This is a genomic window from uncultured Tateyamaria sp. (assembly GCF_947494755.1).
In the GTDB taxonomy this organism is placed as follows: domain Bacteria; phylum Pseudomonadota; class Alphaproteobacteria; order Rhodobacterales; family Rhodobacteraceae; genus Tateyamaria.
Genome location: NZ_CANLVZ010000001.1, coordinates 422,519 through 436,777, shown reverse-complemented (window position 1 = coordinate 436,777; position 14,259 = coordinate 422,519). Strand labels below are relative to the sequence as shown.

The 14,259-nt window shown below is 59.0% G+C and carries 13 protein-coding genes; 7 read left to right on the top strand and 6 right to left on the bottom strand.

The features are described from left to right. The 3 genes from Q0908_RS02155 to Q0908_RS02145 form a co-directional block, all read right to left on the bottom strand. The gene (locus tag Q0908_RS02155) at positions 1 to 747 is read right to left on the bottom strand and encodes a PP2C family serine/threonine-protein phosphatase (protein WP_299280786.1); all 747 of its coding nucleotides are present in this window, start codon (positions 745 to 747) and stop codon (positions 1 to 3) included. A 4-nt stretch (positions 748 to 751) separates the two neighbouring features. After that, the gene (locus Q0908_RS02150) at positions 752 to 1,429 is read right to left on the bottom strand and encodes a VWA domain-containing protein (protein ID WP_248365025.1); all 678 of its coding nucleotides are present in this window, start codon (positions 1,427 to 1,429) and stop codon (positions 752 to 754) included. A 530-nt stretch (positions 1,430 to 1,959) separates the two neighbouring features. Beyond that, positions 1,960 to 3,048: a PQQ-dependent sugar dehydrogenase gene (locus tag Q0908_RS02145; protein ID WP_299280785.1), complete on the bottom strand. Its 1,089-nt coding sequence runs from the start codon at positions 3,046 to 3,048 to the stop codon at positions 1,960 to 1,962. Between the two features lie 156 nt (positions 3,049 to 3,204). On the opposite strand from Q0908_RS02145, the gene Q0908_RS02140 reads away from it, so the two are divergent. The 6 genes from Q0908_RS02140 to Q0908_RS02115 all read left to right on the top strand — a co-directional run bounded on the left by Q0908_RS02140 (position 3,205) and on the right by Q0908_RS02115 (position 9,924). After that, a complete protein-coding gene (locus Q0908_RS02140) occupies positions 3,205 to 4,401 on the top strand; it encodes an ABC transporter substrate-binding protein (protein WP_299280784.1) in 1,197 nt (398 codons plus the stop codon). Positions 4,402 to 4,502: 101 nt separating this feature from the next. Continuing rightward, on the top strand, positions 4,503 to 5,285 hold the full coding sequence (locus tag Q0908_RS02135) for an ABC transporter ATP-binding protein (RefSeq protein WP_299280783.1): 783 nt from the start codon (positions 4,503 to 4,505) through the stop codon (positions 5,283 to 5,285). Between the two features lie 112 nt (positions 5,286 to 5,397). Beyond that, on the top strand, positions 5,398 to 6,222 hold the full coding sequence (locus Q0908_RS02130) for an ABC transporter ATP-binding protein (protein ID WP_299280782.1): 825 nt from the start codon (positions 5,398 to 5,400) through the stop codon (positions 6,220 to 6,222). 382 nt (positions 6,223 to 6,604) lie between these two features. Further along, the gene (locus Q0908_RS02125) at positions 6,605 to 7,615 is read left to right on the top strand and encodes a branched-chain amino acid ABC transporter permease (protein ID WP_299280781.1); all 1,011 of its coding nucleotides are present in this window, start codon (positions 6,605 to 6,607) and stop codon (positions 7,613 to 7,615) included. Continuing rightward, positions 7,612 to 8,916: a branched-chain amino acid ABC transporter permease gene (locus Q0908_RS02120; protein WP_299280780.1), complete on the top strand. Its 1,305-nt coding sequence runs from the start codon at positions 7,612 to 7,614 to the stop codon at positions 8,914 to 8,916. Before Q0908_RS02125 ends, Q0908_RS02120 begins: the two co-directional genes overlap by 4 nt. A gap of 339 nt (positions 8,917 to 9,255) precedes the next feature. After that, positions 9,256 to 9,924 (top strand): hypothetical protein, encoded by a 669-nt coding sequence (locus tag Q0908_RS02115; protein WP_299280779.1) that lies wholly within the window; start codon positions 9,256 to 9,258, stop codon positions 9,922 to 9,924. A gap of 202 nt (positions 9,925 to 10,126) precedes the next feature. Here Q0908_RS02115 and Q0908_RS02110 read toward each other — a convergent pair whose 3' ends face one another. Further along, positions 10,127 to 11,668, bottom strand: a complete 1,542-nt coding sequence (locus Q0908_RS02110) for a helicase HerA-like domain-containing protein (RefSeq protein ID WP_299280778.1) — start codon at positions 11,666 to 11,668, stop codon at positions 10,127 to 10,129. A gap of 419 nt (positions 11,669 to 12,087) precedes the next feature. On the opposite strand from Q0908_RS02110, the gene Q0908_RS02105 reads away from it, so the two are divergent. Beyond that, the gene (locus Q0908_RS02105) at positions 12,088 to 12,726 is read left to right on the top strand and encodes an invasion associated locus B family protein (protein WP_299280777.1); all 639 of its coding nucleotides are present in this window, start codon (positions 12,088 to 12,090) and stop codon (positions 12,724 to 12,726) included. A gap of 58 nt (positions 12,727 to 12,784) precedes the next feature. Here Q0908_RS02105 and Q0908_RS02100 read toward each other — a convergent pair whose 3' ends face one another. Together Q0908_RS02100 and Q0908_RS02095 are read right to left on the bottom strand one after the other, a co-directional pair. Further along, complete coding sequence (locus Q0908_RS02100) at positions 12,785 to 13,993, bottom strand: beta-ketoacyl-[acyl-carrier-protein] synthase family protein (RefSeq protein ID WP_299280776.1); 1,209 nt, start codon at positions 13,991 to 13,993, stop codon at positions 12,785 to 12,787. Beyond that, positions 13,993 to 14,253, bottom strand: a complete 261-nt coding sequence (locus Q0908_RS02095) for a phosphopantetheine-binding protein (RefSeq protein WP_299280775.1) — start codon at positions 14,251 to 14,253, stop codon at positions 13,993 to 13,995. Before Q0908_RS02095 ends, Q0908_RS02100 begins: the two co-directional genes overlap by 1 nt. Between the last annotated feature and the right edge of the window lie 6 nt (positions 14,254 to 14,259).

Sequence of the window (14,259 nt, the reverse complement as noted above, 5' to 3'; positions counted from 1 at the left end):
TCAGCCCCCGGAAATGAGGACAAGCGTTTTGTCGTCGTCAGTGCGCTCACAGACGGCTGCGCCAGCAAGATAGCCCCTCAGCTTGGACGAAAGGTTGGGCAGGCGTCCGTCTTCCGTCGCTGCGTCAACCGGGCGCATCATCGGCACAAAGAACCTTTGATGTGCAGCCTGTTCTGAGTGTGACAACGCCAAATCGCCCACGCCGTCTGAAAACAATGCAAATGCATCGTGTTCCCTTGGCTGGCGGGCGATGTTCAAGCGCGGTTCCGGGTCGTCAGTAACAAAATAGGTGGTGGACGCATATTCGCCATTTTCGGGCCAACAAAGCACCTCCCAATCGGTGCCCCGTCTTCCAACAATGGCGCTATCGCCAACATGCAGAGTCAGCACTTCATCTGGCGTTATTAATACAGCCGCCAAAGTCGCCGCAAATTGTCGGGGTGTACTTTCGCGTTGATTTGCGATTGCTGCAATCCGATCCCGCAAATCATCAATCCAATCAACTAACAATTCGTCGTTTGGTAATTCCGAATTGTCCCTCAACCACTCGCGGAAACGCACCGTCAGAGTGCGACAAACAAGCCAAGCACCATGGACTCCAAATTTCGCGCTGCCCGCACCATCTGACACAACTGCGAAAATGCAGTCATTTGCCATGCACGAAACGGCGTAGGCATCTTCAAGTCTGCCGTCGTTTTGAATGTGCGAGGTGCCAATTTCGGACGCTGCCGCCCAACGCCATGCCACCCCGTTACCCTGCTACGGCCCAACCATCCGGGGCAGTGGGGTTCTCAAGGTTGATAGCATCACCGGGGTTGGACTGTGAGACCGCGCTAAGCGAGCTGGACAGCCATTGAAAAAGTTCCTTGAAGGCCAATCCCTTGAGTTTGAGCGGTTGCCGTGTGGAAATTTGCGACAACACGTTCATGTCAGCTTGGTCAACGCCAACAGCATAGAACATGAACTCCTTTTTCTCTTCGCCTTCATGCACGCGGGTTTTCGCTTCACTCCAACTGTCGGTGGGTCCACCGTCAGTAATCAGGAAGACCCAAGGGCGGTAATATTTCACCCCATTTTCACGGTACCGATCTTTGCGCTGGCGCAACATGTCTAGGCTGGTAACGATTGCTTCGCCCATCGGTGTCGCGTTGTTCGCCTCAAGAGTTTCAGGGTAGAAATGATCCACTGTGGCAAAGTCGGATTTTATCTCGACTGGTCCAAAGGTGACCATCGCCAATTCGACCCGTTTTGCAGCCATTGGGTCATTCATCAACTCTTGGCGAAGCGTTGCCAGTCCTTCATTTAATTGCGCAATCGGCGCGCCGCTCATTGAATACGACGTATCCAATAAAAGAACTACTGGGCAGCGCTGTTCTGGGTTTTCTGCAAACTCTGCATCGCTAAATGGCTGTTGTTCAAATTCGTCCATGTTTGTCACCCCGAAACGCATTTCTCATGTGGAAGTTTTTTTCGATAGTGCTGAGGCTTAGCCCAATGGTCCACAGTGGAACGTACAGAGACGAGACTACCGGAGGCTCTGGCTCGTGAAGAGGGTGGAGCGTTCGTCACTTGGCCTCACTCAACGCCGTCCTCGAGAACCCGCATTGGCCCGCAGAGCGCAAACATCGGGCGCGAGGTATTGGTCAACATCGGCGCATCTCAGGCATATCACCGAAGAGTTGACGCTGGGAAAGCCGTGCCCGGCACAACAAGACCCGCTCAGTCTGGTCACGGCTAACGAAATTTTTTCTGCACATTTTGCTGCACAAAGTGCAACGCAAAAAACCATCGAGTCTTGCAACTTCAAAGACTTAAGGCATTGTTAAACAACAGCTTTCGGACTGTCTCTCCGCCACTTTCTCATTGCGTGACCGCATGTAGCGACTTAAGCGCGACGGCTTGGGTTCAAACTTGGTCCGAACGACTGCGCCAGCTATCTTTGGCAAGACCCCCTCAGCTTCACCGCGTCATCCGATACACCGTGCCATTTCCGACCGAGATGAACAGGATGCTCCCGTCTGGCGCTTCCACGATGTCACGCACGCGCGCCGTTTCGTCCCCTTCGATCTGTTCGACTTCGCGTGCATTCGTGCCGGATAGCTCAAGCCGCGAGATATAGCTGAACTTGAGCGAGCCGACGAACATGTCGCCCTTCCATTCTGGGAACATGTCACCCTGATAGACCATCAACCCCGACGGGGCCATGGACGGATCCCAGTAGAAGGCGGGCTGCTCCATGCCTTCGGCAGCCACTCCTTCGCCGATACGGGCACCGGAATAGTGCACCCCATAGGAAATCACCGGCCAGCCGAAATTCGCGCCCTTTTGCACGCGGTTCACCTCGTCCCCGCCGCGGGCCCCGTGTTCGGCCGTCCAAAGCGTGCCGCGCGCGTCCAGTCCCGCGCCTTGGGGGTTGCGGTGGCCATAAGACCAGATTTCGGGCAGCACATCGGCCTGCCCGACAAACGGATTGTCGGCCGGCACCGTGCCGTCGCGGTTCACGCGCACAATCGAGCCGTTGTGCAAGGTCCGATCCTGCGCAGAGGGACGATCACCGCGATCCCCGATGGTGACGTAGAGCTTGCCATCCGTGCCTTCGACCACGCGGCTGCCGAAATGGCGCCCGCCGCTGCCGCCCGGCGCGCTTTCAAACAGGTCGCGCAGGTTTTCGAGGCGGCTGCCATCCGCGCTCAACTCCGCCGCCGCCAGCGCCGTACCGGCCCCACCGCCTTGTGGCTTGGAATAGGTCAGGAACAGGGTCCGGGTGGTCGCAAAGTCGCGGGCCAGCGTGATATCGAGCAGACCGCCCTGCCCGGCTGTTGCGACACGCGGCGCGCCGCGCACGCGGGTCGCGGCACCATCGGCAATGCGCACGATGTCCCCCGCCTTTTCGGTCACGAGCAGACTGCCATCGGGCAATTGCGCAACCGCCCATGGCTGATCCAGCCCGGTGGCCACGGGGCTCGTTGTGACCGCGCCCTGCTCCGTATCCAGCGCCAGTGCGATCCCGGGGATGATCATCGCAGCACATATCAACAGTGTTCGCATTTCGGCTCTCCTTTTACGGGTTTCCTCTCAAGGTAGAGAGATCGCCCCCCACATCCACCCACATTCCCGTGGGTCGCCGCCCATTATTCGACTTTTCATTTGGATTTTCGGCGCATAGGCTCCGCGCCAGGAAAAAATTCCACAGGGAGTAACGAAATGAAGAAATTGATGATGGCTTCGGCCGCAACGGCTCTGATCGCCGGCACGGCGTTCGCGGACGGTCACGCCAAAGAGGTCAAGATCGGCGTGATCCTCGGATTCACCGGGCCACTTGAATCGATCACACCTGCGATGGGCGCAGGTGCCGAAATGGCGATGGCCGAGGTCACCGCATCCGGCGCGCTGCTGGACTCCGCGACCGTCACATCGGTGCGCGGCGACAGCACATGCATCGACGCAGGTGCGGCAACGGCTGCGGCTGAGCGTCTGATCACCTCCGATGGCGTGCACGGCATCATGGGCGCGGACTGCTCGGGCGTGACCGGTGCGATCCTGCAAAACGTGGCGCGTGCCAACGGCGTTGTCATGATCTCGCCCTCGGCCACATCGCCGGGCCTGTCGACTGCCGAAGATGACGGTCTGTTCTTCCGCACGGCCCCTTCGGACGCGCGCCAGGGCGTCATCATCACCAACATCCTGCAGGATCGCGGTGTGAACGAAGTTGCGCTGACCTACACCAACAACGACTATGGCAAGGGTCTGGCAGATGCGTTTCAGGCTGAGTTCGAGAAAGCGGGCGGCACCGTCACCATCTCGGCAGCCCATGAAGATGGCAAGGCGGACTATTCTGCTGAAGTCGGCGCGCTGGCCTCGGCTGGTGGCGAGACGCTGGTTGTGGCCGGTTATGTCGACCAAGGCGGGTCGGGCATCGTGCGCGCCGCGCTCGACACAGGGGCGTTCGACACGTTCTACTTCCCCGACGGAATGGTGGGCACCAAGTTGAACGAGAACTTCGGTGAAGAACTGAACGGATCCTACGGTGCCTATCCCGGCACAGACAGCCCCGGCGCTGCAAGCTTTGTCGAACTGGCCGAAGCGGCTGGTTTTGACGGCACGGGCGCATTCGCCCCAGAAAGCTATGACGCCGCTGCGCTGCTGATGTTCGCGATGCAGGCTGCCAACTCGACCGACAGCGCGGACTACAAAGAGCACGTGTTTCACGTGGCCAACGCGCCCGGCGTGCAGATTTTCCCCGGTGAGTTGGCCAAGGGTCTTGAGCTGATCAAGGCGGGCGAAGATATCGATTATGTCGGTGCCTCGGCTGTGGAACTGATCGGCCCCGGTGAATCGGCGGGCAACTATCAGGAAATCGAATTCGCCGACGGCGTCTATTCGACCATCAAATTCCGCTGATTTCGGATCGGTGAACAAGCAGCCCGGGGCGAAATCCCCGGGCTGTTTCAATATCTTGAAGACCGCACTTAAAGCGGCGCAAGGCACAATCGGGGATAGACATGATCGTCGTTGACGACATCCACAAACATTTCGGCGGCTTTCACGCGGTGGACGGGGCAACCCTGACGATCCAGCCCGGCTCGATCACCGGATTGATTGGACCGAACGGCGCTGGAAAGACCACGCTTTTCAATGTGATCGCAGGCGTTCTTCAACCGACTTCAGGTCGTGTCACCATGGACGGTGAGGACATCACCGGTCTGCCGCCCCACACCCTGTTTCACAAGGGGTTGCTGCGCACCTTTCAGATTGCGCACGAGTTTTCGTCGATGAGCTGCCGCGAGAACCTGATGATGGTGCCGGGCAATCAAGTGGGCGAAACACTGTGGAATACCTGGTTCGGGCGCAGGCGCATCGCGGATGCCGAACGCGCACTGGCCGCCAAGGCCGACGAGGTACTCGAATTCCTCACCATCGAACATTTGGCCGATCACAAAGCGGGTCAGGTGTCGGGCGGGCAGAAGAAACTGCTGGAACTCGGGCGCACGATGATGGTCGATGCCAAGATCGTCTTTCTGGACGAGGTGGGTGCCGGCGTGAACCGCACCCTGCTCAACACGATCGGCGACGCCATCCTGCGGCTCAATCAGGAACGCAACTACACCTTTGTTGTGATCGAACACGACATGGATTTTATCGGTCGCATCTGCGATCCGGTTATCTGCATGGCCGAGGGCAAGGTGCTGGCCGAAGGCACCCTGGCCGAAATCAAGGCCAATGAGCAGGTGATCGAGGCCTATCTGGGCACGGGCCTGAAAAACAAAGACAAGGTGGGCGCATGATCCTGTTTCGAATTGGCTGCGCCAATCCGACCGAGGCGAGGGGAGCCGCCCTTGGCGCGCCCCGCGGTATTTTTGGTCAAAAGAAACACGGTCGGGTCTGCGGAGGTGACGCATGAGCGACGACCCTTATCAGGACACCCGTGGCAATCGCGAAGCGTCAATTGCCAACCCGAAAGGTGCCGGGACCTTGCGCCCGTCACCCGGCACAGGTCAGGCGATGGACACCGGGTCGGCCTTTCTGATTGGCGATACGATGACCGGCGGATATGGAGCCGGGCCCGATATTCTGCATGACTGTACGATTGCGGTGAACCCCGGTGAGATTGCCGTCATCGTCGGCCCCAATGGCGCCGGGAAATCCACAGCGATGAAGGCCGTGTTCGGGATGCTGAACGTGCGCCAGGGGTCGGTTCGGCTGGACGGTGAGGATATCACATCCCTGTCCCCCCAGGACCGGGTCAGCAAGGGCATGGGGTTTGTGCCCCAGACCTCGAATATCTTCACCTCCATGACGGTTGAGGAAAACCTTGAAATGGGGGCCTTTATCCGGCGCGATGATTTTCGCGGCACCATGGCGCAGGTCTATGATCTCTTCCCGATCCTCAAGGAAAAGCGCAATCAGGCGGCCGGCGAGTTGTCAGGCGGGCAGCGCCAGCAGGTCGCCGTGGGGCGCGCGCTGATGACCCAGCCCAAGGTGCTGATGCTGGACGAGCCGACCGCAGGCGTGTCGCCCATTGTCATGGACGAGCTGTTTGACCGGATCATCGAGGTGGCCCGCACCGGCATTCCGATCCTGATGGTGGAACAGAACGCCCGCCAGGCCCTTGAGATCGCGGACAAAGGATACGTGCTCGTTCAGGGGCGCAATGCGTTTACGGGGACGGGCAAGGAATTGCTGGCCGATCCCGAAGTGCGCAAAAGTTTTCTGGGGGGCTAGGCGTGCGATATTTGTGTCGAAAATCCAGCTTTGTTGTCGCATTTTTAGTCGCTTCAGCGTCGTCTGCTGAGACTATACGTTATGTCTGCAAATTTGATGTGTTCTGTCGACCATCGACGGGATGCGAAGTAACCGACTTTGCACTGGAGTTTGTTTCCGACACAATTGCAGGAAAATCTGTACTAATTGGTAATAATGTAGTTGCAGATGTTTCGTCATATCAAGGCGAGGGCGCTGTCACTTTTTTAGAGCCCCTGCGGTCAGGGGCCATCCAATCCACAACTGTTTCAAATTCTGGCACCGCAGTTCATAGCAGACACACCGTCGTAGGGAACCAACTTGCCCAGAGCCAGTACGCAGGACTATGTGAGGTAACTAAATAATGGACCTCCTCAACGCCATTGTGGCCCTGTCGAACTTCGTCCTGATCCCAGCCATTGCCTATGGCTCGCAGCTTGCCCTTGGCGCACTTGGCGTCACGCTGATCTACGGCATTTTGCGGTTTTCCAACTTCGCTCATGGCGACACGATGGCCTTTGGCACGATGTGCACGATCCTTGTCACATGGGCCTTTCAGAGCGTCGGGATTTCCGGCGGGCCACTGCCCACGGCCCTGCTCGCCCTGCCCTTCGGCATTGCGGGTTGTGCCGCGCTGATCCTTGCGACAGATCGAGGCATCTACAAATTCTACCGTACCCAAAAGGCCAAGCCGGTGATCTTCGTCATCGTCTCGCTTGGCGTGATGTTCATCATGAACGGCCTTGTGCGGTTCATCATTGGCCCCGATGATCAGCGGTTTTCGGATGGTGAGCGGTTCATCATTTCGGTGCGCGATTTCAAGGCGTTGACGGGCCTCAAGGAAGGGTTGGCGATCAAGACCACCCAAGGCATCACGGTCATCACCGCCGTGATTGTTGTCGCACTGCTGTTCTATTTCCTGAACCGCACGCGCACCGGCAAATCCATGCGCGCCTATTCCGATAACGAAGACCTCGCGCTGCTCTCGGGCATCAACCCCGAACGGGTCGTGATGGTCACCTGGCTGATCGTGGCGGCGCTGGCGACGATTGCGGGCGTGCTCTACGGGCTTGATAAGTCGTTCAAACCGTTCGTCTATTTCCAGCTTCTATTGCCGATCTTTGCGGCGGCCATCGTGGGCGGGCTTGGATCGCCCATCGGGGCCATCGCGGGGGGCTTCGTCATCGCGTTTTCCGAAGTCACCATCACCTATGCCTGGAAAAAGGTCGCCACCTACGCCCTGCCCGACGCCCTTGCGCCGGACGGGTTGGCGCAGCTTTTGTCCACCGACTATAAATTCGCCGTCAGCTTCGTGATCCTGCTGATCGTGCTGTTGTTCCGGCCTACGGGCCTGTTTGCGGGGAAATCGGTATGACGGACATGACGCGCAATATCGCCTATTTCGCCTTCATCGCCGTGCTGATCATCGGCACCGGCTTTATCCAAAGCTGGAACTCGGCGCTGTTCGTGCTGAATTTCGGGCTGATCTCGGCGATCATGGCCCTCGGCGTGAACCTGCAATGGGGTTTTGCCGGGCTGTTCAATGTCGGCATCATGGGCTTTGTCGCCCTTGGCGGTCTGGCCACAGTATTGATTTCGATGCCGCCCGAGCCGGAGGCCTGGGCCGCCGGTGGCGTGCGGGTCGTCACTGCGCTGATCCTCGGGGCCGCGACGATCGTGGGGGCCATCCTGGCCTATGGCGCGCTGCCCAAGGGGCGGTTGCGCGCGCTCGGTCTGATCGCAATCCTGATCGTCGGCTTTTTTGTCTATCGCGCGGTTTTCGATGGCGGGGTGCAGGCCGTCGAGGCGATCAATCCGGCCAATGCGGGTTATCTCGGCGGGCTCGGCCTGCCGGTGCTGATCGCGTGGCCGGTGGGCGGATTGCTCGCAGCAGGGGCCGCGTGGATCATCGGTAAGACGGCCCTTGGCCTGCGCTCGGATTATCTGGCCATCGCGACCCTCGGCATCGCCGAGATCATCATCGCCGTTCTCAAGAACGAAGACTGGCTGGCGCGCGGGGTCAAGAACGTGGTCGGCCTGCCCCGCCCTGCCCCTTACGAGATCGACCTGCAGAACGATCCGGCCTTTGTCGAACGCGTCGCGGGCTTCGGCCTCGATCCGGTCTTTGCCTCGACGATCTGGGTCAAGCTGATCTATGCGGGCCTGTTCGCAGCCGTGCTGATCGTCTTGTTTATGCTGGCCCAACGGGCGCTGCACTCGCCCTGGGGGCGGATGATGCGCGCGATCCGCGACAACGAGGTCGCCGCCGAAGCCATGGGCAAAGACGTGACCGCACGCCATTTGCAGGTCTTCGTGCTCGGCTCTGCGATCTGCGGGATCGCGGGGGCGATGATGACGACGCTGGACGGGCAGTTGACGCCCGGCACCTACCAGCCCCTGCGCTTTACCTTCCTTGTCTGGGTGATGGTGATCGTGGGCGGATCGGGCAACAATCTGGGCGCAGTTCTGGGTGGCTTCCTGATCTGGTGGCTCTGGGTGATGGTCGAGCCGATCGGTCTGGGCCTCATGCAATTCGTCACGTCCGGCATGACCGAGGGCTACTGGCTGCGCGATCACCTGCTCGAGTCAGCGGCGCATATGCGGTTGCTGACGATGGGATTGGTGTTGCTGCTGGTGCTGAGGTTCAGCCCGCGCGGGCTGATCCCTGAGAGGTAGGGGCGGAGTCGAGTACGGCCGAGTGGCTTGATGAGAGATCGGGGTCAGATCCCGCGACCAAAGCTGCCGTTGAGACTGTCGTTTTTGATGTCCGCTGTTATTAAACGTAAACCTATAGACCAGTGACCCTCACCAGATATACGCATTAAAAAGGTGCATGTTTTCGTGAGGTGCTGAAGATATGTATAAGTCATGACAAGTTCGCCACGACCAATTTTGTTTGTGCTTCTGATATCAACCTGACAGGGCGGGATGCTCGTTGCAACCACGTCAACTGACTACTATTTATGAGTCTCCGAAATAAAGTCACATTGTAAGCGAAACAATATTAGAAATTCTATGAAAAGTCAGTGTCATGCCTGTGGTGAAGATATTGCTGAGAATGCAAAGGTCTGTGGGCAATGCAACTCAAGTCAAAATAGATTTCTGCACCGGGTCAATTCTTTTGCCAACCTTGGCACACTTGCTGTTTCCTTATTAGCCTTGATTGTATCTTTTGCTGCATTGTATTTCAGTACAGTGAAGGAACCTGCCAGCCCGCGACTTATTGTTCAAGTGGATCGCTTCAACGAAAGTGAATTTTCGTTCTTCATCGCTAATTTAGGTGAACTTCCAACGTTGGTCAGAGACTTCGATCTAAGAATTAGTCTGAAGCAGGGCGACGGTACGCACGTCGTCGAAGCGGGTTTTACGGTCCCCCCAGCTCAGATATCTCCGGAAGGAAATCGGCTCTTTTCAGTCAAATATTCAAGTTTTGTGCCCCGTTTTACAAGCTGGACCGCAACCGAAAGTACGGCTGAGCCTTTCTCTCTCAACTTCCTCTACGGTGCTGCTAGCTTAGGTGGCAATCTGCACTGCGAAGTTGATGTGTATTTTACATCGCGGCGGTACTTCCCTAGCAATATTGACGGCGCCGAAGGCTCGGTAAATGGGACTTGCTCGGAGGCGATGAAATGGTTTGCCGAGAATATAGGCCCGCTTAGACTCGATACTAAAAGCGCAAAGTAGATACTAATGGCGTTCTCCACGGCAGGCCCAAAAACCTCTTTGGGGCGCGTTCTCAAAGTCCAAGTAACACAGGTCTTTGCACATGCAGCGTAGGCGCAACTTCCCGAAAACGGTCATTCGCGATCATGCAGTAACTTCATAGGTCTGACCTCTTTTCATACCTTCGCCGCAACCGCCGGCCAGCGCCTTCTCCCCCCACACCTCACCGCCCCTTGAACAATCCGCCCAATATTCCGCGCACCATACGCCTACCGGTCACGCCCGTCAGTTCCTTCACCACCATCTTGGTCATCGCCTCGCCAAAGGCCGGCGCGGATCGTGTCTTGCGCGAGGTGGAGCGTGTCACGCGGGTGCCTGCGTAGCGCCGGCCCGCGTTGAATTCGCGCAGCACCGGGCCAGCCTCTTCGGCCTTTTCCTCGGCCTTGGCGGCTTCGCTCGCGGCCTTGTCGGCGCGCTCTTTCAGCATCTCGAAGGCGGATTTGCGATCCAGCGGCGTGTCGTATTTCCCGGCCATATCGCCCGCCGACATGTGCGCGGCGCGTTCCGCCTTGGTGATGGGTCCAAGTTGCGAGGATGGCGGGCGGATCAGCGTGCGTTCGACAATCCCCGGCACGCCTTTCTTTTGCAGCATCGAGGTCACCGCCTCGCCCACGCCGACCTCGCGAATGGCCTCTTCGGTCGAAAAGCGCGGGTTCTCGCGGTAGGTTTCGGCCGCCATGCGCAATTCCTTGCGATCCTTGGCCGTGAAGGCGCGCAAGGCGTGCTGTATGCGGTTGCCGAGCTGGCCCAGAATATCCTCGGGCACGTCGGCCGGGTTCTGCGTGATGAAGTAGACCCCGACCCCCTTGGAGCGGATGAGACGCGCGACCTGTTCGACCTTGTCGACCAAAGCCTTGGGCGCGTCCTCGAACAGCAGATGCGCCTCGTCGAAGAAGAAGACGAGCTTGGGCTTGTCCGGATCGCCCACCTCGGGCAGTTCCTCGAAGAGTTCCGACAACAGCCACAGCAGGAAGGTCGCATAAAGGCCCGGCGCGCCCATCAGCTTGTCGGCGGCCAGAATGTTGATCATGCCGCGCCCGTCCGCATCGGTGCGCATCAGGTCCGCAAGTTCCAGCGCGGGTTCGCCGAACAGCCCCGCCCCGCCCTGATTTTCGAGCACGAGCAGGCGGCGCTGGATGGCCCCGATGGATTGCGTCGACACGTTGCCATAGCGCAGCGACAGTGATTTGGCATTCTCGCCGATCCACACCAGCAGTGCTTGCAAGTCCTTGAGGTCCAGCAGCGGCAGGCCCTCTTCGTCCGAGAGGCGGAAGGCGATGTTGAGGATGCCCTCTTGCGCCTCGGTCAGTTCCAGCAATCGGGCCAGCAACAGCGGGCCCATTTCGCTGATCGTGGTGCGCACGGGGTGGCCCTGATCTCCAAAAAGATCCCAGAACGTGACGGGGCACGCGTGGTAGCTGTAATCATCAAAGCCGATCTTGGCCGCGCGTTCGGTGAACGGGCCGTGCAGTTTGTGGTCCGAGGTGCCGGACTTGGCGAGGCCCGACAGGTCTCCTTTGACGTCCGACAGGAACACCGGAACACCAGCGTTCGAGAACCCTTCGGCGAGGATTTGCAAAGTCACCGTCTTGCCCGTCCCTGTCGCCCCGGCGATCAGGCCATGGCGGTTGGCGTATTTCAGGGTCAATCCTTGGGGCGTGCCGTATTCAAGGCCGCCGCCGCCGATAAAGATGTCGTCGCTCATGTGTATTAACCTTTTGTCCATGGGCACTGTCGCCCCGACCATACAAAGTTAACACTTGGGTGCCATAGTGTTCTTGTTCCCGCCTAAGAGTCCTCCTGGCGTGGAACATTTCCTCCCTGTCAGACTGGCCGCGCCTTGTGCGCGGCCTTTTTTTTGTTCAAACGCCCGTTGTCACAGATTGTGACCGCATTGGCACGTATTAGCTGTTGACCGTTATCGGGTCCTCTCGTAACGTCACCAGCAATAAGTCGGCCAGTCCGACGGGGAGAAAAAATACCTGAAAAAGGGGGCTTTGGGGCCCTCTTTTTTGCGTTTCAGCCTGCGCCCGCAACCCTTGCATCAAATCTTTACGCTTTGGCCCTGACAGCAGGTTCCGGGCGTGCTATCTCGCCTGCGAAGTGAAACAAGACGGATCTGATATGCGTATTTCTCTGATTGCCTTGTCGATGGCATTTTTGTTGCCTGCCGCACTGATGGCACAATCCACAGACACCGAAACCACAGATACAGACGCGCCCGCCGCAGAGGCGGAAACTGATGCCGAGACCGGCGGGCCCTCGATCGAAGATCAGCTGAGCCTTGGTGAAGACGCCAGCGGTCCGCAGGTTGGCCAGAACTATGTGGCCGAAAAGAATGGCGATTGGGAACTGCGCTGTATCAAGACCGAAGACGGCGAAGACCCCTGCCAGATGTATCAGCTGATGCAGGATGACGAAGGCACGCCGGTTGCCGAGATCTCGATCTTCCGCCTGCCCGATGGTGGCCGTGCCGTTGCCGGTGCCACGATCATCGTACCGCTGGAAACCTCGCTGCCCCAGCAATTGACCATTCAGGTCGATGGGGGCCAGGCGCGCCGCTATCCTTATGCGTTCTGCAACCCCATCGGGTGCTATTCGCGGGTCGGCATGGTGGCCGAGGAAGTTGCGGCCTTCCGCAATGGCAACGCGGCCACTGTCACGCTGGTGCCTGCACAGGCACCCGATCAGAAGGTTGAGTTGACCTTGTCGCTCACCGGCTTCACCGCGTCCTATAACAAGACGACAATCGCACAGAACTGAGCCCGCTCAGTCGCGTCCTTGAAGGGCCATCCCGCAAACCGGGGTGGCCTTTCGCGTTTCAGATCCGGCGTGTGGCGATGACCGCGTTCATGCCCCCGAATGCAAAGGCGTTGGACAGGGCCACGTCGATCTTGGCCTCACGCGCCTCGTTTGGCACCACGTCGAGCGCACATTCGGGGTCGGGTTCTTCATAGCCGATGGTGGGCGCGATGATGCCGTCCCGCAACGCCATGATACAGGCGAGCAATTCGACGGCCCCCGTCCCCCCGATCAGATGCCCGTGCATGGACTTGGTGGACGAGATCATCAGCTTGTCCGCATGCGGCCCGAACACATCCGCCACGGCGGCGCATTCGGTTTTGTCATTGGCGGCGGTGCCGGTGCCGTGGGCGTTGATATAGCCGACCTGATCGGCGTTGATGCGCGCATCGGCCAAGGCACCCTCCATCGCCCGCGCCGCCCCGTTCTTGGACGGCATCACGATGTCAGCGGCATCGGAGGACATGGCGAACCCGACGACTTCACACAGGATGTCCGCACCGCGCGCACGCGCGTGTTCGAACTCTTCGAAGACAAAGACGCCCGCACCCTCGCCCTGCACCATACCGTTTCGGTTAGCCGAGAATGGGCGGCACGCGTCCTTGGACATGACGCGCAAGCCTTCCCACGCCTTGACCCCGCCAAAGCACAGCATGGATTCAGACCCGCCCGTGACCATGGCCGGGGCCATGCCGCTGCGCACCATCTGAAAGGCCTGGGCCATGGCGTGATTGGAGGACGCGCAGGCCGTCGAGACCGTAAAGGACGGCCCCTTGAGATTGTATTCCATACTTACATGCGACGCGGCGGCGTTGTTCATCAGCTTGGGCACGACAAAGGGATGCACCCGGTTCTTGCCCTCTTCATAGACCGAGCGGTAATTGGCATCCCACGTGCTGACCCCACCCCCTGCGGTGCCCAGAACGACGCCGGATTTGGCTGCGCGTTCACCGGTGAAGGTCAGGCCGGATTGGGCGATCGCCTCTTTGGCGGCGGCAAGGGTGAATTGGGTGAAGCGGTCATAAAGGCTCATCTGCTGGCGATTGTACCGCCCCTCGGCCTCGAACCCGCGCACCTGCCCGCCAATCTTGATCGACAGCCGGTCCACATCCTGAAAGTCGAGCGCGCCGATCCCGCAGCGTCCTTCGCGCATCGCCTCAAGCGTGTCGGCAACATCATGGCCAAGGGCGTTGACCGTGCCGGCCCCCGTGATGACAACGCGGTGCATCAGGCCTTTTGATCCGCAATCAGTGTTTCGATCCCGGCGATGATCGAACGCACGGTCGAGATATCAAAGTCGCTCTTGGTCGGCTCATTGGCGTTGAAGGGCACGGATATGTCGAACTCTTCCTCGATTGCAAAGATGCTTTCGACGAGGCCCAGACTGTCGATCCCAAGGTCCTCAAGTGTGCTGTCCAAATGGACGTCCCCCGGTTCAAGCACCGCCTGTTCGGCGACGATTTCGATCACCTTGTCCTGCACGCTCATGGCAGC

Coding starts and splice junctions, on each gene's coding strand:
- Q0908_RS02150 (WP_248365025.1), bottom strand. CDS start 1,429: ATGGACGAATTTGAACAACAGCCATTTAGCGATGCAGAGTTTGCAGAA.
- Q0908_RS02145 (WP_299280785.1), bottom strand. CDS start 3,048: ATGCGAACACTGTTGATATGTGCTGCGATGATCATCCCCGGGATCGCA.
- Q0908_RS02140 (WP_299280784.1), top strand. CDS start 3,205: ATGAAGAAATTGATGATGGCTTCGGCCGCAACGGCTCTGATCGCCGGC.
- Q0908_RS02135 (WP_299280783.1), top strand. CDS start 4,503: ATGATCGTCGTTGACGACATCCACAAACATTTCGGCGGCTTTCACGCG.
- Q0908_RS02130 (WP_299280782.1), top strand. CDS start 5,398: ATGAGCGACGACCCTTATCAGGACACCCGTGGCAATCGCGAAGCGTCA.
- Q0908_RS02125 (WP_299280781.1), top strand. CDS start 6,605: ATGGACCTCCTCAACGCCATTGTGGCCCTGTCGAACTTCGTCCTGATC.
- Q0908_RS02120 (WP_299280780.1), top strand. CDS start 7,612: ATGACGGACATGACGCGCAATATCGCCTATTTCGCCTTCATCGCCGTG.
- Q0908_RS02115 (WP_299280779.1), top strand. CDS start 9,256: ATGAAAAGTCAGTGTCATGCCTGTGGTGAAGATATTGCTGAGAATGCA.
- Q0908_RS02110 (WP_299280778.1), bottom strand. CDS start 11,668: ATGAGCGACGACATCTTTATCGGCGGCGGCGGCCTTGAATACGGCACG.
- Q0908_RS02105 (WP_299280777.1), top strand. CDS start 12,088: ATGCGTATTTCTCTGATTGCCTTGTCGATGGCATTTTTGTTGCCTGCC.
- Q0908_RS02100 (WP_299280776.1), bottom strand. CDS start 13,993: ATGCACCGCGTTGTCATCACGGGGGCCGGCACGGTCAACGCCCTTGGC.
- Q0908_RS02095 (WP_299280775.1), bottom strand. CDS start 14,253: ATGAGCGTGCAGGACAAGGTGATCGAAATCGTCGCCGAACAGGCGGTG.